The organism is Candidatus Obscuribacterales bacterium, assembly GCA_019744775.1.
Classification (GTDB): domain Bacteria; phylum Cyanobacteriota; class Vampirovibrionia; order Obscuribacterales; family Obscuribacteraceae; genus SBAT01.
In genome coordinates, this window is record JAIETZ010000003.1 from 562682 (window position 1) to 580002 (window position 17321).

At 47.7% G+C, this 17321-nt stretch carries 15 protein-coding genes; 7 read left to right on the forward strand and 8 right to left on the reverse strand.

What is annotated here, in order from left to right; all coding sequences use genetic code 11:
* Positions 1-51 precede the first annotated feature (51 nt).
* Positions 52-1854 (forward strand): translation elongation factor 4, encoded by a 1803-nt coding sequence (lepA, locus tag K2Y22_09270; protein MBX9878635.1) that lies wholly within the window; start codon positions 52-54, stop codon positions 1852-1854.
* Here the strand turns inward: lepA and K2Y22_09275 are convergent, their stop codons facing one another.
* Positions 1855-2895, reverse strand: a complete 1041-nt coding sequence (locus tag K2Y22_09275) for an NAD-dependent epimerase/dehydratase family protein (GenBank protein MBX9878636.1) — start codon at positions 2893-2895, stop codon at positions 1855-1857.
* Positions 2896-3104: 209 nt separating this feature from the next.
* Between K2Y22_09275 and K2Y22_09280 the strand changes: the two genes are divergently transcribed.
* A complete protein-coding gene (locus tag K2Y22_09280; protein ID MBX9878637.1) occupies positions 3105-4259 on the forward strand; it encodes a DegT/DnrJ/EryC1/StrS family aminotransferase in 1155 nt (384 codons plus the stop codon).
* A gap of 31 nt (positions 4260-4290) precedes the next feature.
* Positions 4291-5034, forward strand: a complete 744-nt coding sequence (locus tag K2Y22_09285; GenBank protein ID MBX9878638.1) for a glycosyltransferase family 2 protein — start codon at positions 4291-4293, stop codon at positions 5032-5034.
* Between the two features lie 4 nt (positions 5035-5038).
* Here the strand turns inward: K2Y22_09285 and K2Y22_09290 are convergent, their stop codons facing one another.
* The 6 genes from K2Y22_09290 to K2Y22_09315 form a co-directional block, all read right to left on the reverse strand.
* Positions 5039-5350, reverse strand: a complete 312-nt coding sequence (locus tag K2Y22_09290) for a hypothetical protein (protein MBX9878639.1) — start codon at positions 5348-5350, stop codon at positions 5039-5041.
* A 15-nt stretch (positions 5351-5365) separates the two neighbouring features.
* Positions 5366-7645: a hypothetical protein gene (locus tag K2Y22_09295; protein MBX9878640.1), complete on the reverse strand. Its 2280-nt coding sequence runs from the start codon at positions 7643-7645 to the stop codon at positions 5366-5368.
* Between the two features lie 133 nt (positions 7646-7778).
* The gene (locus K2Y22_09300) at positions 7779-8195 is read right to left on the reverse strand and encodes a hypothetical protein (protein ID MBX9878641.1); all 417 of its coding nucleotides are present in this window, start codon (positions 8193-8195) and stop codon (positions 7779-7781) included.
* Positions 8196-8432: 237 nt separating this feature from the next.
* On the reverse strand, positions 8433-10061 hold the full coding sequence (gene groL / locus K2Y22_09305) for a chaperonin GroEL (GenBank protein MBX9878642.1): 1629 nt from the start codon (positions 10059-10061) through the stop codon (positions 8433-8435).
* Between the two features lie 79 nt (positions 10062-10140).
* A complete protein-coding gene (gene groES, locus K2Y22_09310; GenBank protein ID MBX9878643.1) occupies positions 10141-10452 on the reverse strand; it encodes a co-chaperone GroES in 312 nt (103 codons plus the stop codon).
* Between the two features lie 247 nt (positions 10453-10699).
* On the reverse strand, positions 10700-12370 hold the full coding sequence (locus K2Y22_09315; protein ID MBX9878644.1) for a sensor domain-containing diguanylate cyclase: 1671 nt from the start codon (positions 12368-12370) through the stop codon (positions 10700-10702).
* A gap of 142 nt (positions 12371-12512) precedes the next feature.
* Here K2Y22_09315 and K2Y22_09320 point away from each other — a divergent pair, with 142 nt between their 5' ends.
* Positions 12513-12857: a histidine triad nucleotide-binding protein gene (locus K2Y22_09320; GenBank protein ID MBX9878645.1), complete on the forward strand. Its 345-nt coding sequence runs from the start codon at positions 12513-12515 to the stop codon at positions 12855-12857.
* A 179-nt stretch (positions 12858-13036) separates the two neighbouring features.
* On the forward strand, positions 13037-13351 hold the full coding sequence (locus tag K2Y22_09325) for a hypothetical protein (GenBank protein ID MBX9878646.1): 315 nt from the start codon (positions 13037-13039) through the stop codon (positions 13349-13351).
* Positions 13352-13359: 8 nt separating this feature from the next.
* Here K2Y22_09325 and K2Y22_09330 read toward each other — a convergent pair whose 3' ends face one another.
* Complete coding sequence (locus K2Y22_09330) at positions 13360-14070, reverse strand: glycosyltransferase family 2 protein (protein MBX9878647.1); 711 nt, start codon at positions 14068-14070, stop codon at positions 13360-13362.
* A 192-nt stretch (positions 14071-14262) separates the two neighbouring features.
* On the opposite strand from K2Y22_09330, the gene K2Y22_09335 reads away from it, so the two are divergent.
* Both K2Y22_09335 and K2Y22_09340 read left to right on the forward strand, forming a co-directional pair.
* Complete coding sequence (locus K2Y22_09335) at positions 14263-15456, forward strand: hypothetical protein (protein MBX9878648.1); 1194 nt, start codon at positions 14263-14265, stop codon at positions 15454-15456.
* Between the two features lie 66 nt (positions 15457-15522).
* Entirely contained in the window at positions 15523-16725 is a 1203-nt protein-coding gene (locus tag K2Y22_09340; protein MBX9878649.1) for a DUF1574 domain-containing protein, read from the forward strand.
* The last annotated feature ends 596 nt before the right edge of the window (positions 16726-17321 follow it).

The window sequence follows — 17321 nt, forward strand, 5'->3', positions numbered from 1 at the left end:
TCTGGGCAGCTCGTATTGCCCGTGAGCAGCTGAAATCGAGTTTAATTTCCCGTGCCTACAGATCCCAAATTTATCCGGAACTTCTCCATCATTGCCCACATTGACCACGGCAAGTCGACTTTGGCCGACCGCCTGCTGGAAAACACCGGTACGGTGTCAAAGCGCGATATGCAAGCACAGTTGCTGGATACGATGGACATTGAGCGCGAGCGCGGCATAACCATCAAAGCGCAGCCGGCGCGCATGGACTACAAAGCCAAGGATGGCAAGAACTACGTCTTAAACCTCATTGATACGCCCGGACACGTGGACTTTGGATATGAAGTTTCGCGAAGCTTGGCCGCCTGTGAAGGCGCCCTTTTGGTGATTGACTCAACGCAGGGCGTAGAAGCTCAGACACTGGCAAACGTCCACTTAGCGGTTGAAAGCAATTTAGAGATTGTGCCGGTCATTAACAAAATCGATTTGCCGAGTGCGGATCCCGAAAGAATTAAAAATGAAGTAGAGGAGATAATCGGACTACCTTCCGATTATGCGGTACTTGCTTCAGCCAAGAGCAATATCGGTATTGAGGATGTTCTCGAAGCATTGGTGCAACACGTGCCACCACCGCCAGATACTGCGGACAAGCCGCTCAGAGCTTTGGTGTTTGATAGCTTTTACGAAAGCTATCGTGGCATCATCGTCTATTTCCGAGTCAAAGACGGAAAGATAAAGCTTGGTGACAAGATTCGCTTTATGGCCAACGAGAAGAACTTTGAAATACAAGAACTTGGTGTTCTAAAGCCTCAACAGGTAAAAGTTGAAGAGCTTGGTCCCGGCGAAGTAGGTTATCTCGCTGCTGCCATTAAGGACGTGGCAGTTCTCGTTGGCGATACTATTACCCATGTAGAAAGACCAGCAGCTGAAGCTCTGCCTGGTTATCAACCAGCTAAGCCGATGGTTTTTGCAGGCATCTATCCAGTCGACAATGATCAGTATCCTGATTTGCGAGAAGCTCTGGAAAAACTCAAACTCAATGACGCTTCCCTATTCTTTGAAGCAGAGTCATCGGAAGCTTTAGGATTTGGTTTCCGCTGCGGATTCTTGGGACTCTTGCATATGGAAATTATTCAGGAGCGCCTGGAACGCGAATACAACCTCACGCTAATCACCACAGCGCCATCCGTAATTTATCGTGTGACAAAAACCGATGGCACTGTAATTATGGTGGACAATCCGGCACATTTGCCGGCGCCTAATTATCGCGAAAAAATTGAAGAGCCTTTTGTAAACGCCAACATCATGACGCCTAATGATTACACGGGCACCTTGATGGAGTTGTGCCAGGGCAGGCGCTCTGTCTTTAAAGACATGAAATATCTCGATACTCGTCGAGTCATGCTGCATTACGAAATCCCATTGGCTGAAATCATCACCGATTTTTATGACGAGCTAAAATCCCGCTCGCGTGGCTATGCCAGCTTGGATTACCATTTCCATGAGTACCGTGAGGAGCGTCTTGTAAAACTCGACATTCTTATTGGCGGTGAACCAGTAGATGCTTTGTCGGCAATCGTGCACTTTGATAATGCGCAATCGGTTGGCAGGCAATTGACGGAAAAGCTAAGAAAACTGATCCCGCGTCAAATGTTTGAAGTACCCATTCAAGCTGCCATCGGCGGAAAAATTGTCGCCCGCGAAACCATTTCTGCTCAACGCAAAAACGTTCTTGCAAAATGCTATGGCGGTGACATCAGTCGTAAGCGCAAACTTCTTGAGAAACAAAAAGAAGGTAAGAAGCGCATGAAGAACGTGGGCAAAGTGGAAATCCCACAAGAAGCTTTCATGGCATTGTTGAAGCTGGAGAAGTAATTACTTCGCAGTTACTGCGACTTTGTCTTTCTTCTCTTCCAGAGTCCAGTACTTGTCGCGATGCTCTCTGTAGTATTCGAGAGTCTGCCTAATGCCGTCTTCGAGATTGGTTGTTGGTTCCCAACCGATTGTGCGGCGAATCTTAGTGATGTCTGAATAGAAATCGCCTTGCTCAAGTGCTTTGCGCTCTGGCGAGTATTCAGCAAATTTCCAGCTGCCTGTGCCGGCAGTTTCGACAATTTTCTTCACCATTTCTAGGAAGCTAACTGGAATATCCGAGCCGACATTGAATATTTCGCCGTAGCATTTTGGTTCGATTGAAGTGCGCAAAATTGCATCGACGCAATCGTCAATGTAGACAAAGTCACGCAATACGCTGCCGTCGCCGAAAACTTGAATTGTTTGGTTGTCTAAAGCCAGACGAATAAACCAATTGAATACGCCAAAGCGTGAGTGCATCATTTGCGAGCGCTGGCCATAAATATTGGTCAGGCGCAAAAGTACTGACCTGATGCCGTGCACATCGTTGTAGACCTTGATGATTTTCTCAGCGGTCAAATTGGAAATTTCGTATATGCCTTTGGGATTTGTCGGCGATTCTTCATTGGCAGGTAATGAAAGCGAGGGGCCGTATTGTCCACGTGTGCCGGCGTATACAACAATGGCTTCGCGGTTGTGTTTCTTTAGTGCTTCCATTATCACGGCAGTGCCGGTGATGTTTATCTCAATATCCGGAAATGGATTTACAAGGCTTATGACGTGGCAACCTTGCCCAGCCATATGAAAAACAAAATCCTTATTTCGAACTAAGTATTCAACGGCGTTGCTGTCACGAATGTCACAGTAATTTACGTGCACTCGGTCGCGCACTGGGAAGATGTTAAATTCGTTTGCGCCAGAGTCAGGAATCATGGCGTCAAGAACAGTCACATTGGCGCCCATGTCGGCTAGTTTGATGGCTAAATTGGAGCCTATGAAGCCCATTCCACCAGTGACCAATACGTTTTTGCCGGCAAATGCTTTGGCGTTTAATTCAACCAAGGGATTAACTCCTGCTTATGTAATCACCGCTATAGAAAAGCGCGATCTGATTACTGTGGCAATACAAGGGGAAATTCTAGCACCTTGATAACCGAAATTATAGTTCAACTAAAGCCTCATTAATTCAGTATTGACGCCTTTCTACTACTATTTACAAGTTGAAGTTCAGCCCACAGTATATTGGGGCAGACCAGAATAGGGGTAACTAGATGACTCAAGTTCCTTTTGGCGACATGAAAGCTCACTATCAACAGTTCAAGTCGGACATTGATACTGCAGTCAACCGCGTGCTTGCAAGCGGTCACTATATTCTTGGCCCCGAGCTGGATAAGTTCGAAAAAGATTTCGCTAAATTCGTTGGTGTCAATTACGCCGTTGGTTGCTCATGCGGCACCGAAGCAATTTATTTGGCACTAGCAGCGATGGGTGTTGGACCTGGTGATGAAGTAATCACTGTTGCCCACACTGCAGTACCGACCATCAACGCAATTTCTATGACCGGTGCAACACCGGTATTTGTCGACATCGATCCTGTGACTTATGTGATGGATGTGAATTCGGCTGAGTCGAAAATTACTGAGAAGACAAAAGCAATTGTTCCAGTGCATCTGTATGGACAGATGGTAAACATGGAACCTCTGATGAAGCTTTCTCTCAAGCACAGAATTCCTGTGATGGAAGATATTGCGCAAGCGACAGGTTCTTTGTTTAAGGGCGCAATGGCAGGAACAATTGGCGAGTATGGTGCTTTTAGTTTCTATCCAAGCAAAAACCTCGGTGCGTTTGGTGATGGCGGTATGGTCGTCACTAATTCCAAAGAAAATTACGAGCTTTTGCTCAAGCTGAGAAACATGGGACAGTCGCAGCGCTACCACCACGACATTGTGGGCATCAATAGCAGACTTGATGAAATTCAAGCGGCAATACTTGGTGCACAACTGCCTTATGTAAACCAGTGGAACACACGCCGTCGTGAAATCGCTAAGCGTTATAACGAAGGACTGAAGGGTTTGGTCAAAACGCCTCAGGAAGCTTCTTACGGTGCGCATGTTTATCACTTGTATGTAATTCAAACTGAAAATCGTGATGAAATGCAGAAGTATTTGTCCGACAAAGGCATACAGTGTTTGATCCACTACCCAATACCGGGTCACCTCCAGAAGGCTTATGCTTTCCTCGGTTACAAGAAAGGTGATTTGCCTGTAACTGAACATGCAGCCAATCACATATTGAGCCTGCCTATGTATCCGGAATTGACCAATGAACAAGTAGATCAAGTAATTGCCGCTGTCCGCGATTACTGCAAGGAAAAGAACACCGCTCCGGTGGCAACACCAATGAGCGCACAAGTTGCTGGACGATAATCTCGAACCGACAAACAACAGGTAAACAACAATGGCGATAATGACAAACTCAGGAATTAAGAGCGCAAAAGCTAAAGAAGCAGTGACCCTGCCGCTTGCCTCTCTGTCCTTGATAATCCCTGCCTACAACGACGAGACAACCGTAGGACGTTTGATAACAGACGCCGATGGTATCTTGCACAACATCTGTAGCGATTACGAAATTGTTGTTATCAACGACGGTAGCAAGGACAACACGCTCGATGTCTTGAAAGAAACCGCCAAGCGTATACCGCGTATGACGCTAATCAATCACGAAGTGAACCAAGGCTTCGGCGCCACAATTCGCGAATTGTATTTGACCGGCAGCAAAGAACTTATCTTCTCCTTGCCTGGTGACTACCAATATCATCCAAAAGAGCTCTTGAAGATGATTGAAGGCTTGGCTGACGGAGATTTGATTATTGGTCGCCGTGTGAAGCGTAATGACCCATTCAAGCGTCGTATGCAATCACATGTGTACAATGCCATCATGCGTATCCTTTATGGCGCATGGTTTACCGACGTAAACTCAATCAAGCTTTTCAGAAAATCCATTCTCGACTCAATCAAGCTCGTCTCGCATACACCTTTCGTAGATGCTGAGCTTTGCATTCGTACCGAGAAAGCAGGCTTCCGTGTTCGCGAAATAGACATCGAGCACTTGCCACGCGAATCGCAAGGCGCCTCTGGCGGCAAGCTTTCAGTAATCTGGGAGACATTCTCCGACTTGATTACGATGCGTAAGCACTTCTAAATACTTATTTTTTCTCGGGAACTAGGTCGTCCTCGTGGATTCGGCTTCCTGTCGGGATGGCGTGAATAGGTATGCGTCCGACTGCTAGAGCGTATGAATCTAGCGTGCCTGGCTTTGGTTCGGTGCGCGATTCTTCTTCTTTTACGCAGTCCGATGTTATTGGTTTTCCGGCTGGCAGATCGACTGCTGCAACTACAACGGTTGGCCCGTGCTCTGCCTGCTGTATGTTTCCCGTTTGTCCGAATAGCAAACATGCGCCCAAAAACGCTAACGCGGCTAAAGTCACGAAAATAATGATGCGTTGATTTGGACGCATAACTTATGCGCTTCTCTAGTGAGATCCAGCTGCTTGCGATGCGACCATGTTGTTGATTGTCGACAGCGACTCCATGTAGTTGAGGTCTTGTCCGGCTGTATAAGGACGAGCAACAACTACTACGGTCTTGCCGCCCGATGGAGCCTTGTAGGCGCAGACCATAGCCATTTCATTGCCGCCGCCCTTGCGTGGGTAACGTCCGACGAACCAGTCCATGTTCTTGCCGCCGACAGTTACTTGTCCTTTGGCCACTTGTACGCTTTGCAGATTGCTCACTTTCTGGAAGTTGGCAAATGGTACTTGTTTTGCAACTGTGTCTAGACTCTGCAGCGGTGCATTATTGCCCCAGATTGTGAACAACATCTTTTGATTTTGTTCTTGGGAAACCATTCCAAAAGAAGGCATTGGCTCTGTCCGGAATGATGTGTCTTCAAATGAATAGGCGGTAAGTGGTTGAGACTTTAGTCCGGATTGAGAGATCAATGATTCCATTGATACTTCCGGTACAACACCTTGATCGGTTGAAGCTTCCTGAATTACGCCGTTATCGTGCGAAACTGGCTTGACACCGCCATTTGGATTGGAGGCAACAGCTGGTTGATTGTGATTGCCGTTGGGTCTCGGATTTGATACAGCTCCGTAGACGAAATATAGAACTAGTCCAATTATGGCTATGCTCAAAGGCAGCATTACCAGTGCGCCTGGGTGTAAGCCGGATTTAGTTTGTGACGACTCACGCAGTCTTCTGGCATTTTCCATCTTTTCGGCCGGGTCTTCGCCTAGCGCCGCTTCTTCCATGTCGACACCGCAGCTTCTGCACATCCCAACTTCTACATTTCGTGCATGGCAGTTTGCGCAAATGAAACGACCTAATGGTTGTGAAGCTTCGGCTACTGCTTTTAGTGTGGCAGCAGCTGCTGCTTTTTCTTGAGCCTCGGCAGCCAATTCTTCAGCAGTTGGCGGAGCCGGCTCCTTGCGAATATTTTCAATGTCCTGCAGAGCGGCTACCCAAACAGAGCGATAGAGCTTTTGTGGTAATGGTGTGTGACCAGGTCTGCCGGAGTAGATGCCTGTGTAAAGGCCAATCAAGTAATTGTCTTTCAAAACAAGTGCACCATAACCCCAGTGTGGCACAGGTACTGTGTGCAAGAGGACGTTGGTGTCTACTAGTCGGCTTGGACCGAAGAAGTTGCCTTGATTAACGATTGGTCTTCCTGACAGTGGATCAAGATAGAAAGCATTCAATTCATCCCAAACTTCGATATTCATATCGACTGTTGGAACCAAAGGCGTGCCTATTTGTCCGCTTCTGACAAATGGTGACTTTCTATAAATATCAATCAAATGATTGTTGAGCATGTCTTGCAATGCTTGCACGATTGAATAGGTATCTACTCCAATGCGTTGCGTTAGTTTTTCAATTGATAGATAACCATCCAGCCATGGCCAGAGTCTTTCGGCAACCCAACGTAAGTTTGGATTGACTAGATTTGGATCGAAGGCTCCATTGCCTGCCAGATAACGAGCTTCCGGACCACCTAATGCATGAATGATTGGTCTGACTTGCTCCGCTCTCAATATGGCTTCGCCTATTAGTGCGTCTGCGCTTTGATCTAAGTTGCGCACGTTTGGCCAAACAAAGCTGTGGCTTGTCTGGAAGAGGAATGAACCAGCAGGTTTTTGATAGATGAGTTCGAATACTGCTGCTTCGTTGGTCAAATGCTTGTACGTGGCGCGTCTTATCTTGCCGCCGTGAATGTCTAATCGCGCAATAGGAATGTTGCGGCTGTCGACGACGGTAAGCAAACCATCTGTGCCGATTGAAATAGTGCGCTTGATGATGGAAGGCATGTCTTCGCCTTTGAATCCGTGCGAGACATCCATGTCGGAGATTGGCAATTGAATTGCCAGTTTCATATTGAGCTCTGCTGCCAGTTGTGGATCGAGGGGACGCAGGCGCGGCTCGACTTCAATAACAGCTATATCGTTTTCTGGAAGATAGATAGGATCTTGTGGTGAGCCTGTTTGTGAGAGATAACACCAGTGAGCCTCTGTGGTGTTGAAGGTTGGGTGCAGTGCTATTGATTTAACCGCGTACTGCAAATCAGCGTGTGGGAAGTTAACCGCTAATGCCCACGGAGCTTCGATGTATTTGAATACGGCACTGGCATTCACCAGCATTCGGTTTGTTGAAATAAGACAGGCAGGACCAAGTGTTTTCTCTGGATTAAGTGTGCGATCCACTACAAAACCAACAGAGTCGTAAATGGATTCCCAAGACTTATCGATTTCCATACCCGGTTATCTCCCATGTAATGACTGGCTCCCGAGATACATACCCGCGCAGCCTAATTTTCAAAATGGGATCTTACGGAAGTAACATTAACTTCTTGGCTTGCCAAGAGGCTTTTGGCTGTTTACCAAATGGCTATGAACGCCAGAATTGCCACCAGTGCTTCTTTTGGGCTTTGGCAGGCTCATCGGAGCCAGTCTCGGGTGTAGCGACCGGGATTTCAACTGTCTTGGTGAAGGCGATTTCGACGTCGGCGTTCTGCTTTTGTCCGCCTTCAGGGGTTATCTCTAAATGGTAGATGCCGGGCATCAGGTAAAAGCTTGATGTACGGTATAGACCTTCTTGACCCTTTTTGTCGTAGACGCGTGTTTCGATAGCGGTGACTGGGTGGTCGGTCTTGAGCTTCACTTCGCCGGTGTAGAAGTTGGCTGTCAGCCAGACAAGGACGGTGCCGGCAGCGCCTACTATGGTTATGACTTTGGTGACGACGCCGAGGGTTTTGTCGGCGTGTTCCACTTTTGTGGGGGTGGGTTTTTCAGCTTGAATATTCATTTCACTTGATATTAGCAAAGACCTTCAAAGGGATCTTTGATTCTGGCTAAACTTGCTATAGCAGAGCAAAGAGCGGCGATAGAGCCGGTCGCAGCGATGCGTGGAAGAGCGGGCAGCAAGCGAAGTTGCCGGCTCGGCGGCAACGGAGCATAAAAAAGAGGTGGGGGGTACCCACCTCTTTTATTTCATCTTGGTCCGTTGTAGGGGCGCATTGCATGCGCCCTTTATGAGTTCTTGTTAGAACTCACCCATGCCGGCGCCGGCTGGCATGGCCATCTTCTTTTCTTCAGGAATGTCTACCACGAGGGCTTCGGTGGTGAGGAACATGCCTGCGATTGAAGCAGCGTGCTGGAGGGCACTGCGCTCAACTTTAGCTGGGTCGATGATGCCTGCTTTGTCGAGGTCGATGTATTCGAAGGTCTGGGCATTGAAGCCGATACCGTCTTTTTCACTCTTAACTTTCTCGACTACGACTTCACCGGAAAGACCAGCGTTGTCTGCAATCTGGCGAACTGGAGCTTCGAACGACTTGAGAATGATATCGAAACCAGTCTTCTCATCGCCTGAGAGTTTGTCTCTCACTGGCTCAAGCTTTTTGACCAAGGACAGAAGCGTGGTGCCGCCGCCTGGTACGTAGCCTTCTTCAACAGCTGCACGAGTTGCATTCAATGCATCTTCCATGCGCAGTTTGCGATCTTTCAATTCGGTCTCGGTAGCAGCGCCGACTTTGATAACGGCTACACCACCGGACAATTTAGCGAGACGCTCTTGGAGCTTCTCTTTGTCGAATTCGGAATCAGATTGTTCAATCTGAGCCTTGATCATCGAAACGCGCTTAGCGACAGCGTCTTTGGTGTCGTTACCGGCAACGATTGTTGTGTCGTCTTTGTTGACGCGCACTTGTCTGGCACGACCGAGCATGTCGATGGTTACGTTTTCCAACTTGAGACCAGCTTCTTCAGCAATTACCTTGCCGCCTGTTAGGATGGCGATGTCTTCGAGCATTGCTTTTCTGCGATCGCCGAAGCCTGGGGCTTTAACAGCGCAGCAGTTCAATACTGAACGCAACTTATTAACAACCAATGTAGCGAGAGCTTCGCCTTCAACATCTTCAGCGATGATGAGCATTGGGCGACCAGCGCGAGCAACTTTCTCGAGAACTGGAACCAGATCTGCCAGCAAGTTGATTTTCTTGTCGACGCAGAGGATGTATGGCTCTTCCAAAACGGCTTCCATACGCTCAGGATCGGTCACGAAGTAGGCGGAGATGTAGCCCTTGTCGAACTGCATGCCTTCTACAACTTCCAACTCGGTGGAAAGTGATTTGGATTCTTCAACGGTGATTACGCCGTCTTTGCCAACTTTCTCCATTGCATCAGCGATAAGTCCGCCGATTACGTCGTCGTTACCTGCAGAGATTGTAGCTACCGAAGTAATAGCGCTCTTGCTCTCAACCGGCTTAGCTATTTTCTTTATCTCAGCAACAGCGGCTTCAACAGCTTTGTTGATACCACGGCGCATAACCATGGGGTTAGCACCGGCAGCTACGTTGCGCAGACCTTCTTTGATCATTGCTTGAGCCAAAACTGCAGCGGTTGTTGTACCGTCGCCTGCAACATCATTGGTCTTGGAGCAGACTTCGCGAATCAATTGAGCGCCGGCATTTTCCAGCGGGTCAGCCAATTCAATTTCCTTTGCGATGCTGACGCCGTCATTAATGATTTGCGGAGCGCCGAACTTCTTTTCTAAAACGACATTGCGACCAGCTGGACCCAAGGTCACTTTTACCGTGTTAGCTACTTGGTCCATGCCGCGTTCTAACGCGCGACGTGCGATTTCATCATAAACGATTTGTTTAGCCATAATTTTCGTTATCCCCTTTGATTGGAAAAACTACGTGTGTAAAGAGTATCGGGCGTATGCAATGCGCCCCTACAAAAGCTGCTTAGCCGACAATTGCCAGAATGTCGCGCTCTTGAAGAATCAAATACTCGACGCCATCGATTTTGACTTCGGTGCCGGAGTACTTAGCAAAGAGAACCTTATCGCCAGCTTTGACTTCCATTGGTTGGCGGTTGCCTTTATCGTCAAATCTGCCAGGACCTGCAGCCAGAACTTCGCCTTGCTGTGGCTTTTCTTTGGCGGTGTCAGGCAGGACGATTCCACCGGCGGTCTTTTCCTCGGCTTCGAGTTTTTTGACGACAACGCGGTCGGCTAGTGGTTTCAAACTGAGTTTATTAGGTGTTGCTGTAGCCACTGGAACTCTCCTCAAATTGGTTTAGATTGGAACGAAAGGTGAGACGGTTTTCAGAAGAAAACTGTTCTCGCCCGACAAATAGAAGTTTATCTATTAGAAACCGCTGGAGAGCTGCTTTAGCTACATTTTTTAAGGATTTTTGACGCACCGAAGCGGAGCAAGAGCGGCGAAGAGCCGGTCGCAGTGGAGCGGCCGGGCACAGCCGGATGGCAAGCGAAGGTGTAGGCGTTAGCCGAAACCGGAGCTATTAGTCAGATTTCTTCTTGAACAAAGTCGGCGCCGAACGCATCCAGGGAGAGAACTCCTCCTTAGCGTTTATTACATGTTTCATCTTGGCTTGCCGCTCGCCGACCACAGCCAATCGGGCTTTGGTAGCCAGCTCTTCCCAGGCAATTGGACCCTGGTTCTGTTGCCCCAACTCAGCCAATTTGACTCTATCTCGGCCTTCGTATTTAGCCACGTCCAGAGCCTGTTCAGCAGCCTGCAGAAGCTGTTCTGCGTCGGTGGCATTATAAGGACAAGCCGCTAAGCCGATGGAGACTGTCACCATGCCGATTCCGGGGGCTGTTTTTCCCCGTATCTTCTGGCGCAGGCGGTCAGCCACGTCATTGGCATTTTGCAGAGGTGTTTCCGGCAAGATTATTCCGAATTGCGCCCCGGCTGTGCGACAAGGAATATCTATGTCGCGAAGCGTCTCTTTGATAATCGCTGCTGCGTGTTTAATTGCTTCATCGCCTTTGTCTTGTCCGAAGTATTCGTTGACATGCGAAAGGTGATCAATGTCTATTAGCATAACTGCTAAATCGCGCTTGTGGCGCTGCGATCTCTCAATCTCTTTAGCCAATGATTCTTCAAAGTGCCAGCGATTGTAGAGACCGGTATGCGCATCTTCAATTGCTTGAGCAGTCACTGACTCGTGAGTGAGTGCTGTCGACAGGGCTGTCGAGACTTGCGCAACAAGTGATTCTAATAGTTCAATTTGTTCGCGATGGAAAGCGCGCTGTTCAACAGCGAATACGAGAATTGCACCTAGTGCTTTACCGTCGTGAATCATGGGAATAGCTAAAGCCGAACCAAAGTTGCTACCGTCGGCAGCCCTTGGCAAGCCATGAGCATGATTGCTGGCATCGGGTAAATATTCCGGTTTGCCGGAGGACATTGCTCGTCCGGTAATTGTATTGCTTAGCGATAAATCCAATTGATCCATGCCGCGTCCGTCGAAACCTTTGAACGCAGTTACCTTCAGCGCATTTTCCTTTTCCGGATCGTTGAGCAAAATCATGCAGTCTGAAGTGTTACTTAAAACAAGCACTGTGTCCGCAGCAATTTGCAGAACTTCCGCCACTTTTAAGACACTGGAATTAAGCGCGCAAGTCGTTTTGTAGAGAGTATTCAGACGCTCACGCTCGAATTCGCTGCGTCCAAAGAGAATGGCATTCGCCACAGCTAGAGCAATAATGTCTGCTACTTCTTGCAATATAGGAGCTTGAGCTGCGCCCATTGGATCGGAGAGATCGATGAGTAATGCGCCAACCATTAGTTTGGATGCGATAAGCGGCAAAGCAATTTGGGTTTTAGAGTTTTCTCGCTGCATAACTGTATGCGAAATATCAGGGGCAGGTCTTCCTTGACCGGCAGTTGCCGACGCTCTTTTTTGAGCAACTTCTTTCAATAAGCTTTCAGCCGTAAAAGGAACAATTCGCAATTGCTCCATAGAGGCTTCGGAGTATCCGCGAGCCGACATTAGCTTAAATGCCAAGCCTTCGTTATCGGCAAGAAAAATGGCTACCTTAGCTCCGCCGGGCAACTCGGACAAGTGCTGGGTTGCAGCTTCCAAGACGTCCTTGAGGCGTAATGAGGTAATGAGAGCCTTTTGCATGGCCATATAACGCTGCAAAAGGTTGGTATCGCTTATCATTTAAGATCTCCCTTCTTTAGCCTCATATACCCTGTTCTCTTTAATTAGCACATTCCTATAAGACATATGGAATAGGGGCGCACTATTATCAGGCGCTCGATAGATAAAAATACGTCGGTAGACAAAAATAAACGGAGCATCAATGACTAAAAAAATAGACGACTGCCTTTTCTGCAAAATTGCCGCAAAGGAAATTCCTTCCAATATAGTGCTTGAAGGTGATGACTTCGTGGCTATCCGGGACATTCATCCACAGGCGCCGACTCATATGCTGATTTTGCCGAAAAACCATTACGACAATTTGGCACAAGCCGAAGATGCTGAAGAATTAGGCCGGCTCTTTATGGTTGCTAAACAATTGGCTGAACTGGACAAATTAAAAGGGTTCAGAGTTGTGGTCAACAACGGGCGTGAATCAGGTCAAACCGTCGACCACCTACATATTCATGTGCTCGGCGGGCGCTTCCTCAAATGGCCACCAGGTTGAAGAATGTTTCCTTAAGTAACGAGCCTGGCTAAAGTCACAAAAAATAGCGAGAACGAGCGTTGCGGGTAGCGAAATAGCGACGAAGGAGCTATGGAGCGGACTTGTGAGAATCCAATGCGAGTGGAGCGCGGGGCGCCGGAGGCAAGTGAAGGTGCCATTCATGGCACCGGAACATAAGTGTGTTTCATAACCTCTTGAAATGGGTATTACTTAAGTGCAAGGCATGGTGGGAGTCTATTAGTGGGAAAGCTTGCAGGTCTCAAAAAGATGGTGCAAAACCGATGGTTACCCAGGAGAAAAATGATCATGTATTGTGGATGGCGGATTGCTACACGCTAGCAAAACGCTTTCCTGAAGTGACCACCTGGATGTCACTGTTGGAGAAAATTGCCCCTAAAACCTGCAGTCTAAGCCCATTCCACTATTGGTTGTGGAAAGAAATTTGGCTTGCTTCGCATTCAACAGATGCAGAAGAAAAACCTGCTTTGGTATAGGCGGAAATTTAAGGACGGAAAAGTGGACTTGCTTTGAGTCCATTCTTTGCTGCCCAGAAGCTCATTAGGCTGCGCAATACGCCTAAGCCATACTTGACGCTATTCATAAAATTGATTGATGAAGCTTCAGCGAAATAACGTGTTTCGACTGGAATTTCTTCGATGTTGAATCCGAAGTAGACAGCCTGGCAAAGTATTTCCGCATCGAAAACAAATGCGAGTGAATTGCGCAGGAATGGAACTGTCTCGAGGAAACGACGGCTGTATGCTCTGTAGCCCGTGTGGAACTCAGATAAGTTTGTGCCGAGAATTGTGTTTTGTGTAGTTGTCAAAAAGCGATTGGCGATGTATTTGTACATCGGCATTCCGCCTTTAAGTGCACCACCACCGAGGAAGCGTGAGCCTAATACGATATCTGCACGTCCTTCAACAATTGGTGCAATCATTTCCGGAATTTTGCGTGGATCGTATTGGTAATCCGGGTGCAACATGATGACGATATCGGCACCATCACGCAGTGCTTCGAAATAGCAAGTCTTTTGGTTGCCACCATAACCAAGGTTATGTGGGTGTTTAACAACCTTGATCGGCAATGTGCCGGCAACTGCAACTGTGTCGTCTTTGCTGCAGTCGTCTACGAGAATCACTTCTGAGAATGTGCCCTTCGGCATGTCTTCAAAGGTCTTCAGTAACGTTTTGGCAGCATTGTATGCCGGCATAGTGACTATGACCTTAGGATTTTGGGGAACAGAGCTAGTGGTGCTAGCGGTCTGGCTGGATTGATAAGTAGTCGTGCTATTAACCATATCGATTCTGCAAATTCCTAAGTAAGAGTCTAATAAATTCCCAAACCCTAGCATGTTAAGAGGACTTGGCTTCAAAGTCAATTTTCAAAGGGGTACATTAGGTTAATGAAGGGCTTGTCAACCTCGCTGAGCCATCGCTTGTATACGCTCCTGGGCGCCACTTTCGTCGTTTTCGAAGGAGTGTTTCTCACCCTTTGGGCAAATGACTTTTGGTTTAGGATTAATCTAGTCTTACTGGCACTGCCTGTTTTGGCTGTTGCGTGCGGAATGGCTCACCTATTTCTCTGCTGGCAGGAAAGCCCGCGTGGAATTGCATTTTTTGCGTGGCTTTTTAAAGGTCAGGCACCGATTACTTATCGTCGTTGGTTGAGCCTGGACGACAGTGGAATTGTGGTTGGATCAAGGCGGGTAATTTGGGAAGCAATTGATGGATTGACTGCCACTTTTTTCGGCAATTTGCAAATTCGTTCATTCGCTCTATCTGGAACAGCAGTAAAAGAACCGGAAGTAATATTGAAATTCCCCTTGGGTGCAGCAAATGTAAGTGAGCAAATTGCGCTTGTTACAGCCATAAAAGAACACAAGCCAAATCTCATTACCAATAAGAAAATTGAAAAAGTAGTAAGTGCAAAACCACTAAAAGGCGAAGTGATATTGCGTTATCTCTATGCTGGATTCATAGTGCTTTTACTCTGTGATATTGCATTTTCAACATTCTCGTATTTGGAGATGATGAAGCAATATCATCAGGCGCAAACAGCAGCAAAAAATCACGAGATGGAAAAAGCAAAAGAATATCTTGCCGCTGCTGAGAAAATTCAGGACAACCCGCCGGCGTTTTCGTATACTGCGCCAAAATTATTGAAAGATGGTTCGGTTGCAGGTGGTGCATTGCGTGTACGTGCTGAAACACTTTATGCCCTTGGTGATAAACAGGGCGCAATTGATGCGGCTTACAGAGCGCAGAAAGCTCAACCTGCTAGTTATAAAACAAATTTGTTGCTGGCCCGTCTCTTGGTTGAGGATGGAAAATTGGCAGAAGCACGCGCTCAGGTGATATCAGCAATCGATGCAAGAGCCGATGAGCTTATGCCATACCTGTACATGATGGCTATTTACTGCCAGATGGATAAACGTCCAGAGGCTGAACGCCTTTATAAGCAAACTATGAACACTTTAATAGACCAGTTCTTTGGGGAGGAGCCAATTTGGCCCCCAGGCGGCAATCGCACTCTCCATGAGCTTTTCTCCTCAGATGACGTTAATTTCCTCTTTGTGCGTCTCCTTAAGTGCCCCTAATGGTCTCTCAATAACCCTTGGCTGCCGGTTATAATTGGCAGGTCACAGAGCCAGTTTGAGAGCCGCGTGCAGCAATCAACCATATCCAGAATTCTGTTCAGCACAACGGTATTGTCCGTGGTGCTTGTTGTTGCTTTCGATCTCTGGATAGGACTTGCGCATCCGTTAGCAAAATCACCGACTGCAAGTTTGGATCGCACTGAAGTTTATTGCGCGACAAATACATACGAGAAGGAAGTGAAGTCACCTCCTGTAGTTGTATTGGGTTCGTCGCTTGTAACTGCGCCAATCATGCAAGCGGAATCTAACTATCACAAGACTGCGATACCGCGCTTTTTGCATAGACGCTCGCATGTTCTAGAAAATGCGATTGCAGAGAAATTGGGAAGCACACCCGATGTCTATTGCATGGCAGTAGGTGGAGAGATGGCATCGGATGCTTATCTCATCACGAAACGCTTACTGAAAAAGACAACGCCTATCGCTGTTGTGTATGGCGTTGCGCCAAGAGACTTTCAAGACAACTTGATGCCTGGCATTCAATCCAGTGAGACATTCAGAATTTTGTCTGACATCGATGATGTTAAAGACCTGAGTCAAAAAACCACCTTGTCTTTTGAAGAACAAGGCGGACTATTTGTTGAGCGTATTAGCGCATTGGCTCGTTATCGCGCAGACATTCGCTCATATGTTGCATTGAGAGCAAAGAAAATTATCGACGCACTTTCGCCAGTGCCACTCTTTGAAAAGATGGGCCCCGATTTGCAAGTGCGCGTGCGCCGTGATGGCTGGTTTCCTGAAGAAGCACTGGGAACTCCACCGGCTGTACCTGGCTATGCCGTGGAGCACACGCCCGAGAAGCAAGTCACTTATGAATACATCCGTCGCTATAACCCAATCGCACCAAAATTCGTAGACGCTGAATTCGGTTATCTAAACAAGCTATTTCAATTGTGCGATGAGAAAGGCGTATCCGTAGTCGTCGTCAACATGCCGCTGAGCGCCTTCAACAAAAAGCTGATGGCCAAAGGCTTCTACACCGAGTACATGTCCCGCATGAAAAACGTCTGCGCCCAAGCCAACGCCGAATTCGTCGACCTCAACACAACAGAGTGGGACGCAGCCGACAACTTCGTTGACTCCGTGCACTTAAAACCGGAAGTAAGCCAGAAATTCCTCGAGACTCTAGCCGACGTCGTCTCCAAATCACAAGCCGCCATTGCCATCAAGTCCGGCAAAACCATCGCCGCAACCACACAGACGCGTTAGTTCCGGTACTTCGTAGGGGCGCATTGCATGCGCCCGTCTAGCTCGCTCTCGGCGCTAGTCTCTGTAGGCTGGACAAAAAGTTGGGATCCACCATACACAGCCCATCCCGACAATTGCTCGACGCAACTACCTCCAAAACTTCCTCTTCCTCATGCGTTAACACTGGACTCGTCTTCGTATGCGCATTAGCGGCAAACAGCACTCGCCGTGCAATCAGCGGATCCAGCCACACTGACCCAAACTGCACCGACCTGACCGATGTCTCAAGCGCCTGAAGCATTGCCGTTCCCAGCCGAATGACCACGTCAACCTCGACAAGCAGTATTTTTACAGGTTCTGTTTGTGTTCGCATAACCGCTAACTCCTCGTTCCCAAGGGTAATGTAGTCGATTAAGGTGCAAGATTTGTGGAAAAGTTTCAGACTTTTGGATTGTAAATTAATCTGTTGTGAAGATGCAGAAAATCTACCATCAAGCCAAGAAGATAGACGGTGAGTTCGCTTAATGCAAGACTATTTAACGCGGCGGCCATTCTACTTTTGTTGCATATGAAACATTGTTGGAAAATCGATTTTCCATTGGGAATAAAAATTGATG